Origin of the sequence: Psychrobacter sp. 4Dc (assembly GCF_002836715.1) — a bacterium.
In the GTDB taxonomy this organism is placed as follows: Bacteria; Pseudomonadota; Gammaproteobacteria; order Pseudomonadales; family Moraxellaceae; genus Psychrobacter.
On record NZ_PJAT01000099.1, the window covers coordinates 13,134 to 30,732 of the forward strand.

13 protein-coding genes are annotated in these 17,599 nt (G+C 43.3%); 8 read left to right on the top strand and 5 right to left on the bottom strand.

Features of this window, described 5'->3' with window-relative positions; genetic code table 11:
- Positions 1 to 66: 66 nt before the first annotated feature.
- From CXF61_RS08295 to nth, 4 genes are all read left to right on the top strand, one after another.
- On the top strand, positions 67 to 1,749 hold the full coding sequence (locus tag CXF61_RS08295; protein WP_165597865.1) for a hypothetical protein: 1,683 nt from the start codon (positions 67 to 69) through the stop codon (positions 1,747 to 1,749).
- Positions 1,750 to 2,008: 259 nt separating this feature from the next.
- Positions 2,009 to 2,953 (top strand): NAD(+) diphosphatase, encoded by a 945-nt coding sequence (gene nudC / locus CXF61_RS08300; protein ID WP_165597866.1) that lies wholly within the window; start codon positions 2,009 to 2,011, stop codon positions 2,951 to 2,953.
- Positions 2,954 to 3,210: 257 nt separating this feature from the next.
- A complete protein-coding gene (locus tag CXF61_RS08305; RefSeq protein ID WP_165597867.1) occupies positions 3,211 to 4,056 on the top strand; it encodes an RnfABCDGE type electron transport complex subunit B in 846 nt (281 codons plus the stop codon).
- 120 nt (positions 4,057 to 4,176) lie between these two features.
- On the top strand, positions 4,177 to 4,872 hold the full coding sequence (nth, locus tag CXF61_RS08310) for an endonuclease III (RefSeq protein ID WP_165597868.1): 696 nt from the start codon (positions 4,177 to 4,179) through the stop codon (positions 4,870 to 4,872).
- Positions 4,873 to 5,040: 168 nt separating this feature from the next.
- Here nth and CXF61_RS08315 read toward each other — a convergent pair whose 3' ends face one another.
- The gene (locus CXF61_RS08315) at positions 5,041 to 6,348 is read right to left on the bottom strand and encodes an RNA-guided endonuclease InsQ/TnpB family protein (protein WP_165597869.1); all 1,308 of its coding nucleotides are present in this window, start codon (positions 6,346 to 6,348) and stop codon (positions 5,041 to 5,043) included.
- A 72-nt stretch (positions 6,349 to 6,420) separates the two neighbouring features.
- Between CXF61_RS08315 and tnpA the strand changes: the two genes are divergently transcribed.
- The 4 genes from tnpA (at position 6,421) to CXF61_RS08335 (ending at position 9,447) form a co-directional block, all read left to right on the top strand.
- The gene (gene tnpA, locus CXF61_RS08320) at positions 6,421 to 6,819 is read left to right on the top strand and encodes an IS200/IS605 family transposase (RefSeq protein ID WP_165597870.1); all 399 of its coding nucleotides are present in this window, start codon (positions 6,421 to 6,423) and stop codon (positions 6,817 to 6,819) included.
- A gap of 439 nt (positions 6,820 to 7,258) precedes the next feature.
- Positions 7,259 to 8,425, top strand: coding sequence for a methionine adenosyltransferase (metK, locus tag CXF61_RS08325; RefSeq protein WP_165597871.1), 1,167 nt, complete (start codon positions 7,259 to 7,261; stop codon positions 8,423 to 8,425).
- Positions 8,426 to 8,501: 76 nt separating this feature from the next.
- The gene (locus tag CXF61_RS08330) at positions 8,502 to 8,858 is read left to right on the top strand and encodes a DUF3144 domain-containing protein (protein WP_165597872.1); all 357 of its coding nucleotides are present in this window, start codon (positions 8,502 to 8,504) and stop codon (positions 8,856 to 8,858) included.
- A gap of 340 nt (positions 8,859 to 9,198) precedes the next feature.
- Positions 9,199 to 9,447: a hypothetical protein gene (locus CXF61_RS08335; protein WP_165597873.1), complete on the top strand. Its 249-nt coding sequence runs from the start codon at positions 9,199 to 9,201 to the stop codon at positions 9,445 to 9,447.
- A gap of 142 nt (positions 9,448 to 9,589) precedes the next feature.
- Here CXF61_RS08335 and CXF61_RS08340 read toward each other — a convergent pair whose 3' ends face one another.
- The 4 genes from CXF61_RS08340 to clpB form a co-directional block, all read right to left on the bottom strand.
- Positions 9,590 to 11,242 carry a BCCT family transporter gene (locus tag CXF61_RS08340; RefSeq protein ID WP_057760694.1) on the bottom strand — a complete coding sequence of 551 codons (1,653 nt, stop codon included), beginning with the start codon at positions 11,240 to 11,242 and terminating at the stop codon, positions 9,590 to 9,592.
- Positions 11,243 to 11,484: 242 nt separating this feature from the next.
- Positions 11,485 to 13,128, bottom strand: a complete 1,644-nt coding sequence (locus tag CXF61_RS08345; RefSeq protein ID WP_165597874.1) for a BCCT family transporter — start codon at positions 13,126 to 13,128, stop codon at positions 11,485 to 11,487.
- A 166-nt stretch (positions 13,129 to 13,294) separates the two neighbouring features.
- Positions 13,295 to 14,572 carry a PQQ-dependent sugar dehydrogenase gene (locus CXF61_RS08350; RefSeq protein ID WP_165597875.1) on the bottom strand — a complete coding sequence of 426 codons (1,278 nt, stop codon included), beginning with the start codon at positions 14,570 to 14,572 and terminating at the stop codon, positions 13,295 to 13,297.
- A gap of 208 nt (positions 14,573 to 14,780) precedes the next feature.
- The gene (gene clpB / locus CXF61_RS08355; RefSeq protein ID WP_165597876.1) at positions 14,781 to 17,378 is read right to left on the bottom strand and encodes an ATP-dependent chaperone ClpB; all 2,598 of its coding nucleotides are present in this window, start codon (positions 17,376 to 17,378) and stop codon (positions 14,781 to 14,783) included.
- Positions 17,379 to 17,599 lie beyond the last annotated feature (221 nt).

Genomic DNA, 17,599 nt, shown 5'->3' on the forward strand with positions numbered 1-17,599 from the left:
GCCAATACTTTCTAAATCAACTTTACACTATTGCTATTCTCATCAGTACATTATGGAAAAATACTTATGGACCAGTCTGCGCAAATGAAGCTAACCGCCCCAACGCTTAGTGTTACTGATTTTAACCTGCCATCACTCCATTTACTGCATGATGAGGTTATAGCAACGCTTAAAGATACTGAAATTCATCTAGGCGAGTTCAACGATGATAGTAGTCAGGCACCTTTGTTGTCAGATTCTATCGAAGTATTAAAGCAGCTGTCTTGTATTTTTAAACTCATTTCTTTGGTCGGTGCAGAAGCATTGAATGATGCCATTGTTGGTGGTTTACAGAGACTTTATGACAATGGTGATAATAACGATACTGATTTGATCATGGATCTATCAGAAGCCATCATGACCTTGGATCGTTATGTTGAGTTTGTCCTCTTGACTGAATCGGTAGAGCCTACTCTACTGATACCTGTAATCAACAAGCTTAATGCGCATAGTCAAGAAGCTCCTATTACGGCAGACTATTTCTCTGCATTTGGTAGCAGTAGTGTCATCATCGCCAACCCTGAACAAAACTTTGAATCTCTAAGCACGCTTAATCTAGACACAGAGCTGCTGACCAACGCGTATCGTAGTGGCCTTAGCATTGCACTACTCAATCAAGATGGCAAAATTGACTCAGCAGATCAGCAAAAGCTGGATGCTATGAGTGCAGCTTGTGCATTAATTGCCTCAAATACTGATAGCTTATTTTGGCAAGCGGCGACTGCTGCTGTGACTGATATCGCAGCAGTATTACCATTAAACTTGAGTCAAAAACACACACTTATCTATTTAGAGCAGCAATTTCAAAGCTATTTACCAGTCATGGATACTCGCTTTGCAGATTTAGTGAGCTTTGCCTGTCAACGTGATAACGAGCAAGCGCATCAACTACGTGAACAGTATGCCAGTAACCATTTAGAAGGTGCTCAGCTAGAACAAATGAAACGCTTTTTATTCGGTCCTAACCGCGAACTTACCGATACGTTAAACACAATTATTCAAAATCAGATCAATAATATTAAAGAACACGTCGATAGTTATGCACGTGGCGATTCAATCAACCCTATTGATATGCAGACCGCGCAAATTATCGAAGAGCTGACTGAGCTTAGTTCAGCATTACGTTTATTAGGTCTGTCCAACGCAGCCAATAGTCTTAGCGAAGCAGCAGAAGCTGTGAGCCATTGGCAAGCACCTTCTCCTGAAGATTTCGATCATTTGCTACTAGCGTTAATGCATGCAGAGAACGCCGCCATTGCCATGGCAGAGATGCATACACCAGGGGCAATCTATCTGCCATTGAATAACCCGCATATCTCATTGCATCAGCTTAATACGGCTAATGATACCTTGATACAAGAAAGCCGAACTGCTATTGCTAGTGCCGAGCAAGCCATCAATGATTATTTGGCGGAGCCTGAGCGCGATATGCTCAATATCCAAAATATTCCTGGGATGATGCGTCAAGTAGCAGGCGCAGTACGCTTCTTACAACTGCCCACACCTGCCAGCATGCTGAGTCAGCTAGCCAACTACATTGAAAAGCGTATCGAAGGCGGACGACGTATCGAAGACAGTACGTTAGCCTGCATCGCTGATGTTATCATGGCGGTCGATCATCACTTAGATGGTTTTGAGAATAATCGCCCTGTCAGCAAACAAGCGCTTGATGTGGGGCAGCAAAGCTTAAGCCACCTACTTGCTGCTTAACTTTTCTTATTGTCATGGCATGGTTATTATCTCTTAGCCATGACATCTCATTTACGTATAAATAATTCAAGATAATGTAGGTACGAGTCAGGCACGTGAAAGCGCTACAGTCATTAGGTTGAACTAGCCTGGTCATGAGGCTGAACCAGCCTGACAACATATATGGGTATCTGGTTTACATAGAATTGATGATATTTTACTCTAAAACAGTCTGTGTCTACATCGATGCGGACTTACTTTATAATGTTTGGAATTTTATATGGCCCATGCTTTTATATTAAGTGATGACAGTATCTTATGCCGTCAAATGCCAGATGGTTGGTGGCCTTTACAGGTTCAGCTATCGTCTGATAGTAATGACTCAAATGAGCAAGCTTATCAGGTTGGTCACGTAACGCTACACGAGAGCCTAGCACCAAATCATTGGTTATCAAACGATAGCAATAGCACTGGCAACCATGCAGATGATACGGTTGATGCCAATATAGCTCATAGCTTTACTGCCCAAGCGACGAGCGCCATGACTTATGACTATGCAGTTGCTCATAACGTGACGCTACCAATTATTGCTGAAAGTAGTGGTAACACTTTTGTTCCTTATCGAAAACTGATGACTCATTTGCCAGTCGCCTTGTCAGATCAGATTAGCCAAGCAATACAACTATTAAGCTGGCAAGCAGATACACAGTTTTGTAGTCGCTGTGCTAGCCCTACTGTACATGCTGACCAAGGCGAGCGTGCCATGGTTTGTCCAGTATGTCGATTGCGCCAATACCCTCGCGTACAACCGTGCGTCATTACTGCTATTACTCGGCCAAATCCAGTAACGGGTGAGATGCAAATCTTATTGGCTCACCATCATCGTCATGGACAGCAAAACCTACCGCCAATGTATGGTTTGATCGCAGGGTTTGTAGAAGTTGGAGAGAGTCTGGAGCATGCTGTAGTACGTGAAGTCGCAGAAGAGGTCAATATCAGCGTAACAGATATCCGCTATGTGAGCAGTCAGCCATGGCCATTTCCCTCTAACTTAATGCTTGGTTTTCGTGCTTCGTATGCCAATGGCAATATTATCTTGCAAGAAGATGAGCTAGCACATGCTGACTTCTTTGATCTCTCAAACCTGCCCAGAATTCCGCCAAAGGGTAGTATCGCTCGCGATTTGATTGACCAAGTGGCTAAAGAACAAAATGTAGATTTATAATCAGTCCTTATCTATAAACACCACATTACGCTATAGTATTGTATTTTCAATCTCATCTCTTTAAAATCGCTGCTCCTGTGATAAGCGTTTTACTTTAAATCTTATTTTTTAATAAGTAACACGCTAACATGAGTAGTAAAATGCTGACAGAGCCAGTGCTCTTATAGATACTGTTTTACAAAGACCGCTTTCTCAACACTTTATCTCTACTTATACTAATGCCAATTCTTACGACTGGTATTAAGGTCCTTAATTAAATGCAAAGTAGCACCAATATACGCTTAGTCAATCTACCTATCTTATTCGATGCATTACACATTGATACCTTGCCCGCTGACATACAGGCAAAAATTGCACGTGTGGATGCTTGTTTGCCACAGACGCAATGTGGACTATGTGAGCATCCAGATGGTTGCCTACCATATGCCGCTGCAATTGTATTAGATGGCGAGCCGTATAATAAATGTGTGCCCGGTGGTCAGCCAGTCGCGGACGCGATTGCTCAGACTCTCGATATAGACACTCCTGACACTACGCTGACGGCAGTGCCTTCACAGTGGCCAATAGATGCCACTTCCGAACGTCCGACCGAGGTTCGTGCGGTTATCCGTGAAGATGACTGTATCGGCTGCACCAAATGCATCCCTGCTTGTCCAGTCGATGCTATCGTTGGTACTGGTAAGCATATGCATACGATTTTTACAGATTTGTGCACTGGCTGCGAGCTATGTATCGCGCCCTGCCCTGTTGATTGCATTGACTTAGTCACGGTTGAGCGAGAAATATCTGAGCCTGAGCGAATAGCAGAGCAAGAAGATTTGAGACAACGCTACCACACCCATTTGAAACGTGTCACAGAACAGCTTGCCGATACGAGCAATAGTAGACCTGTCGTTAGCATGGTAGAGGCCAAGCTCAATAATGCAGCAAGTCAGTCTCTAAACATCAGTGAGTCGCAAGCGAAAAATACCATTGCGGCTGCCAAGCTCCGTACCAAAATCAAAAAACTAGAAAAACAACTGAGTGTGCGTGCAAACGATAAGAAACAAGCAGAGCTTGAATCCTTGCAAGCCGAGCTTGAATCCTTGCAAGTAGCGCTATAACGGTAATAGCTGATTAAGCAATTAATGCGTTAATAAATTGATACTTTAATCATTAACATGAATGCTAGCGCTAGCATATAATTTGGCACCATCATTCATTAACATAATAGTCAAAATGCCATGAGTAAAACGGTCAAACATAAAACAGCTGACACGCCGCCCTCTAGACGAATGCCCAGTCGTGACGTGCGTCCATTCTTTGAAAAGCTGGCAGCGACTATTGATGAGCCTGTCACTGAGCTTAATTATGACAGTAATTTTGAGTTACTTATCGCGGTAATTCTGTCCGCACAAGCGACTGATGTCAGTGTCAATATTGCTACCAAGCAATTGTACCCTGTGGCCAATACACCTGAGGCAATACTGGCACTAGGCGAAGACGGTCTCAAATCCTATATCAAAAACATTGGTTTATATAATGCCAAAGCAAAAAACGTCATCAAAACCTGCCATGATTTGATTGAGAAATTTGATAGCACTGTTCCTGATAACCGCAAAGACTTAGAATCACTGGCAGGTGTCGGTCGTAAAACTGCTAACGTTGTGCTAAATACGGCCTTTGGCCAGCCGACCATGGCCGTTGACACGCATATCTTCCGTGTGGGCAATCGTACTGGGCTTGCCACTGGCAAAACCGTACTCATTGTCGAAAAAAAGTTGGTCGAGCGCATCCCAGAAGAATTCATCGTAGACGCCCATCATTATCTTATCTTACATGGCCGCTATACCTGTCAGGCTCGCACACCCAAATGCGGCGCCTGTCCTGTCTATGAAGAATGTATGTTTAAAGATAAAGCTGCATTTTTAGAGTTGTAACGTATTGTTCATTTTAAGCAGATGCTGATGCTAGCTAATCACTTACCTAGATAAACCGCTATCCAGTAACCACCTTTGATTGCCGTGAACTGCTTGTTGAGCATTTCTTTTGACATACTCCCCCCACTTTCGCCAAGCTCAAGTGGGGGATTCTAAAAGCAAACGCTCTTAGGCGACTTTCTCACGAAGGTCGCTTGTTTTCTGTTTCAACGGGCGACCTTTACTGCATCCTCCCTCCGCAGACAAAACGGCATGTCCTGCCGCTAATATATTACGAGCCGCATTAAAATCAGCGTTCGCAACATACATGCATTTGACGCACTCAAATTTTGCCTGAGTTTGTCTGTTATCAACAGCGATATGCTGGCATTCAGAGCAGGTTTGGCTAGTGTATCGTGGATTTACTTTAACCAGTAACCCACCGCGCCATTGCTGCTTGTACTCAAGCATATTGACCATCATGCCCCATCCTTGATCTAGGATGGATTTATTTAATCCTGACTTGGCTTTGACATGACGACCTTTGTTCTTCACCGTACCAATGGCTGATTTAGACATATTGGCGACTTTTAAATCTTCACAAGCAATCATGGCGTGGCTTTTGCTGATGCTGGTGGTGATCTTATGCAAGTAGTCATGTCTGATGTTGGCGATGTGGCTGTGGAGTTTTTGAATCTTGCGGTTTTGCTTTTTCCAGTTTTCACTGAATTTCACTTTTTTCGCCAAACCACGTTGCAGTTTGGCAAGTTTGAGTTGATTGGCTTTAAAGCTGTTTTTGGGTTTAATATATTCACCGTTTGAGGTGGTGAGTAGTTTGCTGATGCCCACGTCCAAGCCAATAGCGCTTTTAGATGGATGACGAGGGTTCTCTGTCAGCTCGCGCTCTGTGCCAAACGACACATACCAGCGACCTGATTTCTTGCTAATGGTGACATTTTTAATCGTGCCAATAATGTCTTGCGATTTTCTAAACTTCACCAAGCCCACGCCATTCGGTAGTTTTACTCGATTGCCCTTAACACGGCAGTATTTATCAAACTGAACCAACCGAATTGAGTCACGCCCATCGGATTTGCGCTTAAATTGTGGCATCAATGGTCGTCGTTGAATTTCTGTGCCATCAGCCAGTTTAAAAAACTTGGGTTTACGAGGTTTCTTTTTATTTTCTTTCAATCTGGCATGTACTTTAGGATTAAAGAAACGTGACCAAGCCGATGCCAGATCACGTACTTTTTGTTGTAAAGAGACAGCGTTTGAGCTGCTTTTTAAGAACTCGAAATCAGGATTGCTCTTTAGATCCATGATTTTATTAACGAGGTTCGTGGCATTGATAAACTCATCTTTAGCAAACATCTCAAATGAGATCACTAGCATTTGATTCCAAACAAAACGTGCAGAGCCGACAAGATTATTTAGAATAATCTCCTGCTCTGCATTAGGCTCAAGCCTAAATTTATACGCTTTGTTGATTTTCATAAATGCGTTCTTTATTAATGAGTGTGTTTGGTAATATACTTATGATATTAGCATTTAAGAGTTTTTATCACAATGAGTGAGATATATAAAAACCGCCATGCTGCCTTTAACCTCCACGTTCATTTGGTTTTTATTACTAAGTATCGAAAAAAAGTTTTAGGTGAGCTGCATCATGATTATTTTAGTGAGTGTGTCACTGAGGTATGCAAGAGCTTTGATGCTGAATTAAAAGAATGTAACGGTGGAGCAGATCATATCCACATGCTTATCCAGTACCCGCCAACGGTGCAATTAAGCAAATTGGTTAATAACTTGAAGTCAGTCACCAGTAGACGAATGAGGGGGGATTTTATTGATTTAAGAGCAGCTTATTCCAAGCCTGTGCTTTGGTCACGCTCCTACTTTGCAAGCTCTTGTGGCGGTGCGCCATTAGATCTTATTAAGCAATATATTCAGAACCAACGAGGTTAGCCAGTGATGCGGAATTCACCTCCACCCTAATGTCGGGTGGAATCCTCTTTCGCTTTTTTGATAGTAGAGTAAGTGTTGCTCACTAGAGTTTTATAACGTTTCAAGGTAGAATAACCCTATTTTACGTTAAGAGATTTTGGCCATTACCCTGCTTCTGATAAGGCAATCTGCACATTAGCGTTGTCTATTAGGGCAAGTACTGACCCAACTCGTTACCGCCAAGACCATATCAGAGCGAGGCAGTATCATTTTATATATTGATTAAATGATAGTCCGCTCATCCTTTGGTCATATTTATTAGCAAAGATTTTAGTCAAAACCGATTTTAAATTAAGAAATACCGATTATCTGCCGCGTAAATGCGTGGTCAAAATTAATTAGAGCAGCACTAGATGTGCTGCTTTTCCTACCCTTATTGATTCAATTAAGCGATCCCATTATGCGTGAATACAACTTATTTACCTCAGAATCTGTGAGCGAAGGCCATCCTGATAAAATGGCTGACCAAATATCAGATGCTATCCTTGACGCTATCTTACGTGAAGATCTGCACGCACGTGTGGCATGCGAAACCTTAGTAAAAACAGGTGCCGTCATACTTGCAGGTGAAATCACTACAACCGCAAATATCGATTTAGAGCGTCTGGTTCGTGACACCGTAAATGGCATCGGCTATCACCATTCAGACTTAGGCTTCGATGGCGAGACTTGTGCAGTCATCAACATGCTAGGCAAACAATCTCCTGAAATCGCGCAAGGCGTCGATCGTAGCGATCCTGAAGAGCAAGGTGCAGGCGACCAAGGCTTAATGTTTGGTTATGCCAGTAATGAGACCGAAGTACTGATGCCAGCGCCTATCGAGTATGCCCATCGTTTGATGGAGCGTCAGTCGGAGCTGCGCCGCGCAGGCGAGCTACCTTGGTTACGTCCAGATGCCAAAGCGCAGGTAACCTTGAAGTATGACGGCAATCGTCCTGTTGCTATCGATGCTATTGTATTATCAACACAGCATGATCCAAGCATCTCGCAGTCAGACCTACAAGAAGCCGTGATGGAATCTATCATCAAGCAAGTGCTACCAGCTGATTTGCTACACGCTGGCACACGCTATCATATCAACCCAACTGGTAAGTTTGTGATTGGTGGTCCTGTCGGTGACGCTGGTTTGACTGGTCGTAAAATTATTGTTGATACTTACGGCGGTATGGCACGTCATGGTGGCGGTGCGTTCAGTGGTAAAGATCCTTCAAAAGTGGATCGCAGTGCTGCTTACGCGGTACGTTATGTTGCCAAAAACATCGTAGCAGCAGGTCTTGCTGAGCGCTGCGAAGTGCAGGTCAGCTATGCAATTGGTGTCGCTGAGCCTACTTCTATCTCTGTTAATACTTTTGGTACTAGCAAAATAAGTAACGATGAAATCATTCGCTTGATTCGTACACATTTTGACCTACGTCCTTACGGCATTACCCGTATGTTGAACTTACTACAGCCAATGTATCAGCAGACTGCTACCTTTGGACACTTTGGTCGTCCAGGCTCAGAGACTGCCTTTACGTGGGAAAAAACAGACAAAGCTGATATCTTAAAAGCAGATGCTGGTTTATAAGAGTCACTACTTTAAAACGTTTACAAACCATTTTTATATACTAAAAACTACTGACACTTATTATTAGGAGTTGCTTATGTCTCAAGACAATATTCAAGACCAAAACGCTGATGCTAACATCGAAATCACCCCTGAAATGCAGGCATTCTATCAACGTGCTGACGCTATCATCGGTATCGCCAACAGTCAGCTAGGTTCTGAAGCACATTCAGGTCAAGTAGGTGCTTCTTTATTGTATGCTGCAGCACGCTATAGCGCGTCAGTTGCCTCTATCGGCTTCGTCAAAGGTGATGATTTCGCCAAAGAAAAAGATGATATCGTCGAGTTTTATGTCAAACAGTATCGCCAAATGCTAAGCGACAATTTAACTGATTATGCTCAAAACTTTGACAAGTACGTGCAGCTAAATCAAGATGACAAACCAGCTGAATAAGCGAATGTCGTCAGTCTAGATGTCTTTCATTTAGACATGCTGTCATAATATCAGTATTCGATTGCAGAAAATAAACCCCCAAGCTTCATTAAGCTTGGGGGTTTTGTATGGTGTTTAAGTAGATAGCTACTGACAAATGAGCTACCATAAATGCTTAAGCGTTTAGCCTCAGTAGGCAAATCCATCAGCGATAACAGGACGCTATCGAATATTATGAATAAGGACATTTCTTATGAAACAAGCTCTATCCAATCGTCGATTTTCCACAATTAATCAATCTTCGTTCAAACCATCATCACTTATATTGATATTAGTTCTAGCTTTAACGGGCTGTAGCTCTATGTCTAATGTAGGCACATCTGGTCAAACACCTACCCCATCCAGTCCTGATATCAGTCAGCAGTTTGAAGGTCCTCTGACTCAATGCCCGCCCGCTAACCCCGCCAATAATATCTGTACGGCACAATATGAACCCGTCTGTGTAAAAACGAAAGTTGGATCAATTGTTAGCTACCGAACGGCTAGCAATGCTTGCTCAGCCTGTAATATTCCTGAAGCCATTGGTTATACAAAAGGCGAATGCAATTAATCCATAAAGTGATTGTATCGAGATCTGCTGTACTGAAAGCTGCTGTATTGGAAGCTTTTTTATTAAAAATATTGAACATCCATAAAAATACCCAGCCTATATAAGCTGGGTATTTTTGTAGCTAAGAAATAAACTCTAAAGCTTAAGCATCTTTCTCAAGTGCTGGTGGGCCTTTTAGCAACTCTTCATCACGGAATTCATTGGCCGAGTTATGCTCTGCCGACTCTTCTGTGGTGAACCATTGCTGATTACGATACAGTATCAAACGATCTCGACTGAGACCGCGCAATAGAGAATACATCATCACGACGATCACAATAGCAAAAGGAAACCCTGAGACAATCGATGCCGCTTGTAATGCACTCAAACCACCTGCTGCCAATAATACAGCGGCGATAACACCTTCAGAACCTGCCCAAAATAAGCGCTGAATCTTTGGCGGATTGGTATCACCACCTGATGTCAGCATATCTATAACAAAACTGGCTGAATCTGACGAGGTAACAAACCATAATACAATCATCACCACGATGAGCAAGTTGACCGCACCTGTTAATGGATAAGATTCCATCAATTTAAAGATAGCGCTACCTGTATCGGCTTTGACCGCTTCGATCAGACCTGGGCTAACTATGTTAGGGTCTGCTGCTGCCACCAACTCCATATTTACTGCAGAACCACCAAAAGCAGTAAACCACAAAAACAAGATCGTAATAGGAATTAATAATACGCCTAATATAAACTCACGGATGGTACGGCCACGAGAGATACGTGCAACGAATACTCCAACGAATGGTGACCAGCTAATCCACCATGCCCAATAGAAAATCGTCCAAGAAGCTTGCCAATTTTCTTCGCCTCTATAAGACTCTGTCCATAGACCTAACGGCACGATTTGATGCAAATAGTTGCCGATGTTTTCTACGAAGCTGTTAAAGATAAACTGCGTAGGTCCAAAGATAATCACAAAACTTAGCAATATCACAGTGAACAATATATTGGTATCACTTAGACGCTTGATGCCTTTATCCAACCCCATAAACAGAGATAACCCTGCTAGCATGGTGATAAGGCCAATCAAAATAATCTGCACCGTAATATTATTGGGTATACCAAATAACGTCTCAAGGCCTGAGTTAATCTGCAAGACGCCAAGACCTAACGTGGTCACTACCCCAAACATCGTACCAAATACGGCAAGCGTATCTACCGTATGCCCCCAACCGCCGTAGATCTTTTTACCCAATATTGGATAAAGTGTCGAACGGATAGCCAGTGGTAAACCTACTCGATAATGAAAATATGCCAGCGATAGCGCAACCATGCCATATAGCGCCCATACATGTAGACCATAATGTAGGAACGAGATATTCATCGCTTGCTTGGCAGCGGCAACTGTCTCCGCCTCGCCTAATGGTGGTGCCATGAAATGATACAGCGGCTCAGCAGTGCCCCAGTAAAGCAGCCCAATACCGATACCAGCTGAAAACAGCATACCAATCCAAGAAACCATATTGTACTCTGGCCTCTCGTTCTGATGACCGAGTCTGATATCGCCGTAGCGGCTAAATATCATATAAATACTCATGACCAATGTTAAATTGACCACGACAATAAAGAACCAGCCAAAGCGTAAAGAGACAAATGCTTTTGCTTGGTTAAATACTACTTCTGCTTGTTCATTGAATAAAGCGCCAAAAATAATGAACGCTAGTATCAAGATTGCTGAAGTCAAAAATACAGGTTTGCTTACCCGCGGAAAAGGGCCTAATCGGCCAACTTTTACATGATCCATAGGTATATCCCCAAAAAAGTGCGTAACCATACCAAGGTATGAACGAATTATCAAATATAACACCTTGTAAATACTGCCGAATGTATAGAAATGGTAGTAACATTTCGGTAATAATTTTCAGCAATCCGAATCTGTCCTGAATAAATTTAAGTATCTTCACCCAATAAAGAAGCCCCAATTTAAAAATAAATTGGGGCTTCTTCTGTTAAAAGCTTGAGTAGTTGTCTTACTTTCACCTGCTTTTATTCACCTTTTACAATCTTAGGTGGCCCTTTTAGTAGATGCTCGTCAACAAACTCATCAGCTGAGTTATGATCTGCTGATTCATCTGTGATAAAGCTTTGCTGCGCTCGATATAGAATCAAACGGTCACGGCTAAGGCCCCGCAACAACGCATACATTATGACAAAAACCACTAAAGCAAATGGCAATCCTGCTACGATGGCAGCTGCCTGCAAAGCAGACAATCCACCAGCCGCTAACAATATGGCAGCGATAACGCCTTCTGTGGTTGCCCAAAACAAACGCTGAATCTTTGGTGGATTGGTATCACCACCAGCGGTCAACATGTCAATAACAAAACTGGCTGAATCTGACGAAGTTACAAACCAAAGCATAATCATGACAACAATCATTAACGTAATCGGTTTGGCTAGTGGGTAGTACTCAACCAGCTTAAAGATTGCGCTACCCGTGTCTGCTTGTACTGCTTCAACCAACCCTGGGCTAATACCTGTCACAGCAGAGGCAAGCTCCATGTGAATCGCTACGCCACCAAAGGTCGTGAACCAAAAGAACAAGATAAGCATAGGGATTAATAGCACCCCAAACGTAAACTCACGGATGGTACGGCCACGAGAGATACGGGCAATAAAGATACCAACGAATGGTGCCCAGCTCACCCACCATGCCCAATAAAATATCGTCCAAGCACTTTGCCAATCTGTTCCACTATAAGACTCGCCCCACGTACCCAAAGGCACGATCACGGTCAGATAGTTGCCGATATTTTCGATAAAGCTATCAAATATAAAGAGCGTTGGCCCTAAAGCAACCATGAATACCAATAAAACGATTGTAAAACCGATATTGATATCACTAAGGCGCTTAATACCTTTATCCAGACCCATCATAACGGAAGCGGCTGCAAGCGCTGTGATGAAAGCTATCAAACCGAACTGTACAGTGAGACTATTCGGCATGCCAAATAGTTTCTCAAGTCCCGCATTGATCTGCATCACTCCAAGCCCGAGTGAGGTGACCACACCAAACATCGTACCAAACACGGCCAAGATATCGACCGTATGCCCCCAGCGGCCATAGATTCTTTTGCCAAGTAAAGGATACAAGGTTGAGCGAATCGATAAAGGCAAACCGCGACGAAAATGAAAATACGCTAACGACAGTGCCACAATCGTATAGATGCCCCAAGCGTGTAGACCCCAATGCATAAATGAGATATTCATCGCTTGCTTTGCGGCTTCAACCGTTTCGGCCTCGCCCATTGGTGGTGCCATAAAGTGATACAACGGCTCCGCTGTACCCCAATAGACGAGACCAATACCAATACCCGCAGAGAACAACATGCCAATCCAAGAAAACAGATTGTACTGCGGTCGCTCCGTTTGATTGCCTAAACGAATATCACCATAGCGACTCATTCCTAAGTAAATGCAAAGCCCGAGCGCTGTATTCACTAAGATAATAAATAACCAACCGAACTTATCGGTAATAAAATTCTGTAAAAAACTAAAAACTGCCCCTGCTGTTTCAGTGAAAAGCGCACCGAAAATAATAAATCCAACGATCAACAGTGACGATGTAATAAACACAGGTTTACTCACCCGTGGAAAAGGTCCTAATCTGCCTACTTTTACTTCTTCCATGTGCAAGTCTCAAAATTTAAGGAATATTACCTTAACAAAATAGGCTTTAACTATCAATCAATTACAAAATAAAACTTGATAAAACCTTTAACTTATTCTAATAAGATTGATAGTTTTTTTAAAATGTCTACATAAATACAGATGTAAAAGCAGCTTTATCATGATGTTACTTAGGCAATAATCTGAGTAATCGTCCACCATCACCATCTTCCAATGCCCAGACCTGCCCATCAACAGCCAGTACGCTGCGGACACGCTCACCCATGTCATAACGATAGCGTTCAGTAGCACTATCATCTTCATCGATACTTACGACAATAAGCGCTTTTGAAGATAAACCACTGATTAAAAAATCGCCTTGTAATGCTGGAAAGTCATTGTGGCTACCAGCCGTATATAGACTCAGTGATGACGGTGAAATAACGGGCGTCCATGTGATTTTGGGCATTTCAAAATCAGGACGAGTGTCGTGATCTGGGATTGGTGTGCCTGAATAATTACGACCATTTGATACAATCGGCCAGCCGTAGTTTTTGCCTTTTTTAATCAGATTAAATTCATCACCACCTTTTGGTCCCATTTCATGCGCCCAAAGCTGTCCACTATCGTCAAATGCCATACCAAGCACATTGCGATGTCCGATGGTCCAAAACTGTTTGGCCAACTCATTAACAGTAAACGGATTGTCTGTCGGGGTGTTACCATCAGGACTCAACCGTATTATCTTACCCAGATTGCCATTCATGTCTTGTGCTGGGTCTTTGTCTTGACGCTCGCCTGAGCTGATATATAGATAGCGGCCATCGGGTGAAAACAGCAAACGATGACTATAATGTCCCTGCCCTGTGACTTTCGGAGACTGTTGCCAGATAGGCGTGATATCTTGCAAGGTAGGTGTGGCTGTCTCTAATCCTGAGAGTGTCGCTTTGATAACCTTAGCACCAAATTTATTACTATCACTTCCTGTTCCTGCTTCCGCGTAGCTAAGATAAACGGTATTGGACGTCGCAAAATCTGGAGCCACGATGATGTCTCCTAAACCGCCTTGACCACCGTAAGCGACTGTAGGAACGCCTTCGATTTTGGACTTATTATCCGTCGCGGTATCTACGATAAATAGCTCACCTGTTTTTTGTGTTACTAGTAATTTTGGCGCTTTGCTATCTATACTGGGTAGTGCTGTCATGGCCCAAGGCTCATCAAAGGTAGCGATTGCCTTAGTGGTAAAGTCAGGCTTGCTAGTATCTTTTTGTGTGGTGGTTTGTGTGGCGGTTTGAGTATCGTTATCTGAAGTAGAAATCTCTTTAGACTCTGTTGTGGTACTTTTATTATTACTAGTACTTACTGCTGAAGGATTGGAGCACGCAGCAGTGCTAAACAATAATGCTGCAATGATTAGTGGCGAAGTTAAAGGTATATTTATACGTTCAATATGGGCTGTCATCGTTCTGTTTCTCCATTCAGTTGATACTGATACTATTATTCATTGATTTAGTTATAGCATAGTCTTGATATTTAAGAGATATTTAAATGGTAAAAAAACAGTAACGTAGAACGCGTCTTATAAATAAAAAACCCCTTACCTACGATTGTAGATGAGGGGTTTGTTTTAAACGTACAGTTGAGTCATAAAGACGTCAAAGCCAATGACATTAGCTCATTCTAAGCTTATCAAAAGTTAGCTTGTCGTCAGCACCAACATCGACTTTGATAATATCACCAGCGACAAAATCGCCCGCCAAGAGTTTTAATGACAATGGGTTTTCGATCTCTTGTTGAATGGCACGCTTCAAAGGACGAGCGCCATAAACAGGGTCATAACCCACGGCAACCAATTTATTCATCGCATCCGCTGATAACTCAATATCCATCTCACGCTCTTGGATACGCTGACGTAAACGATTCAATTGAATATCCGCAATACCTGCCATCTGTGACATACCAAGCGGATGGAAGACCACGATCTCGTCAATACGGTTGACGAACTCTGGACGGAAATGCTGCCCAACAGAATCCATTACTTCCGCTTTGATATCCTCATAGCTCTCGCCAACCATCTCTTGAATCTTATGCGAACCCAAATTACTGGTCATGATGATTACAGTGTTCTTGAAATCTACCACACGACCTTGCGAATCGGTCAAGCGGCCGTCGTCCAATACTTGCAACAAGATGTTGAACACATCAGGATGCGCCTTCTCTACTTCATCGAACAATATGACGCTATATGGCTTACGGCGTACTGCTTCAGTCAACGTACCGCCTTCTTCATAACCGACATAACCTGGAGGCGCGCCTACCAAACGGCTGACACTGTGTTTTTCCATATACTCACTCATGTCGATACGTACAATTGCATCTTCAGAGTCAAACAAAAAGTTTGCTAGTGATTTGGTCAGCTCGGTTTTACCCACACCAGTAGGTCCTAAGAATAAGAAAGAACCAGAAGGACGGTTTGGATCAGACAAGCCTGCACGGCTACGACGTACCGCATTGGCCACTGATTCGACCGCTTCGTTTTGACCGATGACGCGCTCATGGAGCTTTTCTTCCATTGCGATCATCTTGTCACGCTCGCCTTGCATCATTTTGCTGACTGGAATACCAGTCGCGGCCGCAACCACTTCGGCGATTTCGTTGTCTGTCACCTTGTTACGTAGCAATTTCACACCGCTACCTTCACCTGTCTGCTCTTTTTGCTCAGCCAAGTCAGACTCATGAATACGACGTTCTAACTGCGGAATGGTTTCGTATTGCAGCTTACTCATGGTCTCATAATCGCCTTCGCGGCTAGCCTTGTCATACGCAATACGGGCTTTATCTAGCTCGTCTTTTAGCTGTTGACTGCCTTTAACCAATGCTTTCTCTGCCTGCCAAACCTCGTTGAGATCAGCATACTCTTTTTCCAATTCCGCTATTTGCGCATCGAGCACTTTACGCTCGGCTTGCGCGCCAGCATCTTCTTCATTTTTGAGCACTTCACGCTGCATTTTTAATTGAATCAAGCGGCTATCAAGCTTACCTAATGATTCAGGTTTACTATCCATCTCCATGCGCAGACGACTGGCCGCTTCATCAATTAAATCAATCGCCTTATCTGGTAGCTTACGATCGGTGATATAGCGGTGACTCATGCGCGCAGCAGCGATAATGGCACTGTCTTGAATATCGACGCCGTGATGCAGCTCGTAACGCTCTTTTAGACCCCGTAATATCGCAATGGTATCTTCGACCGTTGGCTCATCGACCAGTACTTTTTGGAAACGACGCTCAAGCGCGGCATCTTTTTCGATGTACTTGCGGTATTCATCAAGCGTCGTCGCTCCGACACAATGCAGTTCACCGCGTGCCAATGCAGGTTTTAGCATATTACCCGCATCCATTGCACCTTCAGATTTACCCGCCCCGACCATCGTATGCAGCTCATCGATGAATAGGATGACATTGCCTTCTTGCTTGGCCAAGTCGCTCAATACGCTTTTGAGGCGCTCTTCGAACTCACCGCGGAATTTTGCGCCCGCAATGAGCGCGCCTAAATCCAACGACAGTACTTCTTTACGGCGTAGCCCTTCTGGCACGTCACCATTGATAATTTTTTGTGCCAAGCCTTCTACGATGGCCGTTTTACCGACGCCCGGCTCACCGATAAGCACAGGGTTGTTTTTGGTACGGCGTGATAGTACCTGAATGGTACGGCGGATCTCTTCGTCACGGCCAATCACTGGATCTAGCTTGCCAAGCTCTGCTTGTTCAGTCAGGTTGATCGTGTACTTGTTAAGCGCATCACGCTGATCTTCAGCGTTTTGGTTATTTACCGTATCATCACCGCGTAATTGCTCAATTACCGCTTTTAGTTTGCTTGCCGTTACGCCAGCACTTTCAAATATCTTTTTGGTTTCGCCCTGCTCAGCGAGTGCTAACATCACCCATTCCGTCGCGATAAAATCATCGCCTTCTTTTTGCGCCTGACGATCTGCCAAATTCAAGATTTTGACCGAGTTTGGGTTTAGGTTGACGTCACCTGTCGGTTCCGAAATGGTCGCTTGGTTATCTAAAGCTTTAGCAACGCCATTTTTTAGCGCTGGGATAGAAGCACCTGCTTGTTGGCAGATAGATAAATTAGACTCATCTTGTAGCAACACGGCGAGCAAATGCACAGGATCGATACCTGTATGATCGCGACCTAATGCTAGGCTTTGTGCTTCTTGAATGGCGGACTGCAGTTTTTGAGTAAACTTCTCAAATCTCATGTCTATATCCTTTTATAATTGGTATTCTCAATAGCACCTCTAAGGATTATCTTAGTCTAGTGCCTACTGTTATCTGTCACTTATATAAGGTATATATACATCTATTTCAAGACAATTACTAAATAAAACCTTACTTAAAGCAATGATATTTATTATTAATAATATTTAAAGGGGCTATTAATATCAGTTAAAGGTAGTTAGTAGATCAGTTGTGCCATTTT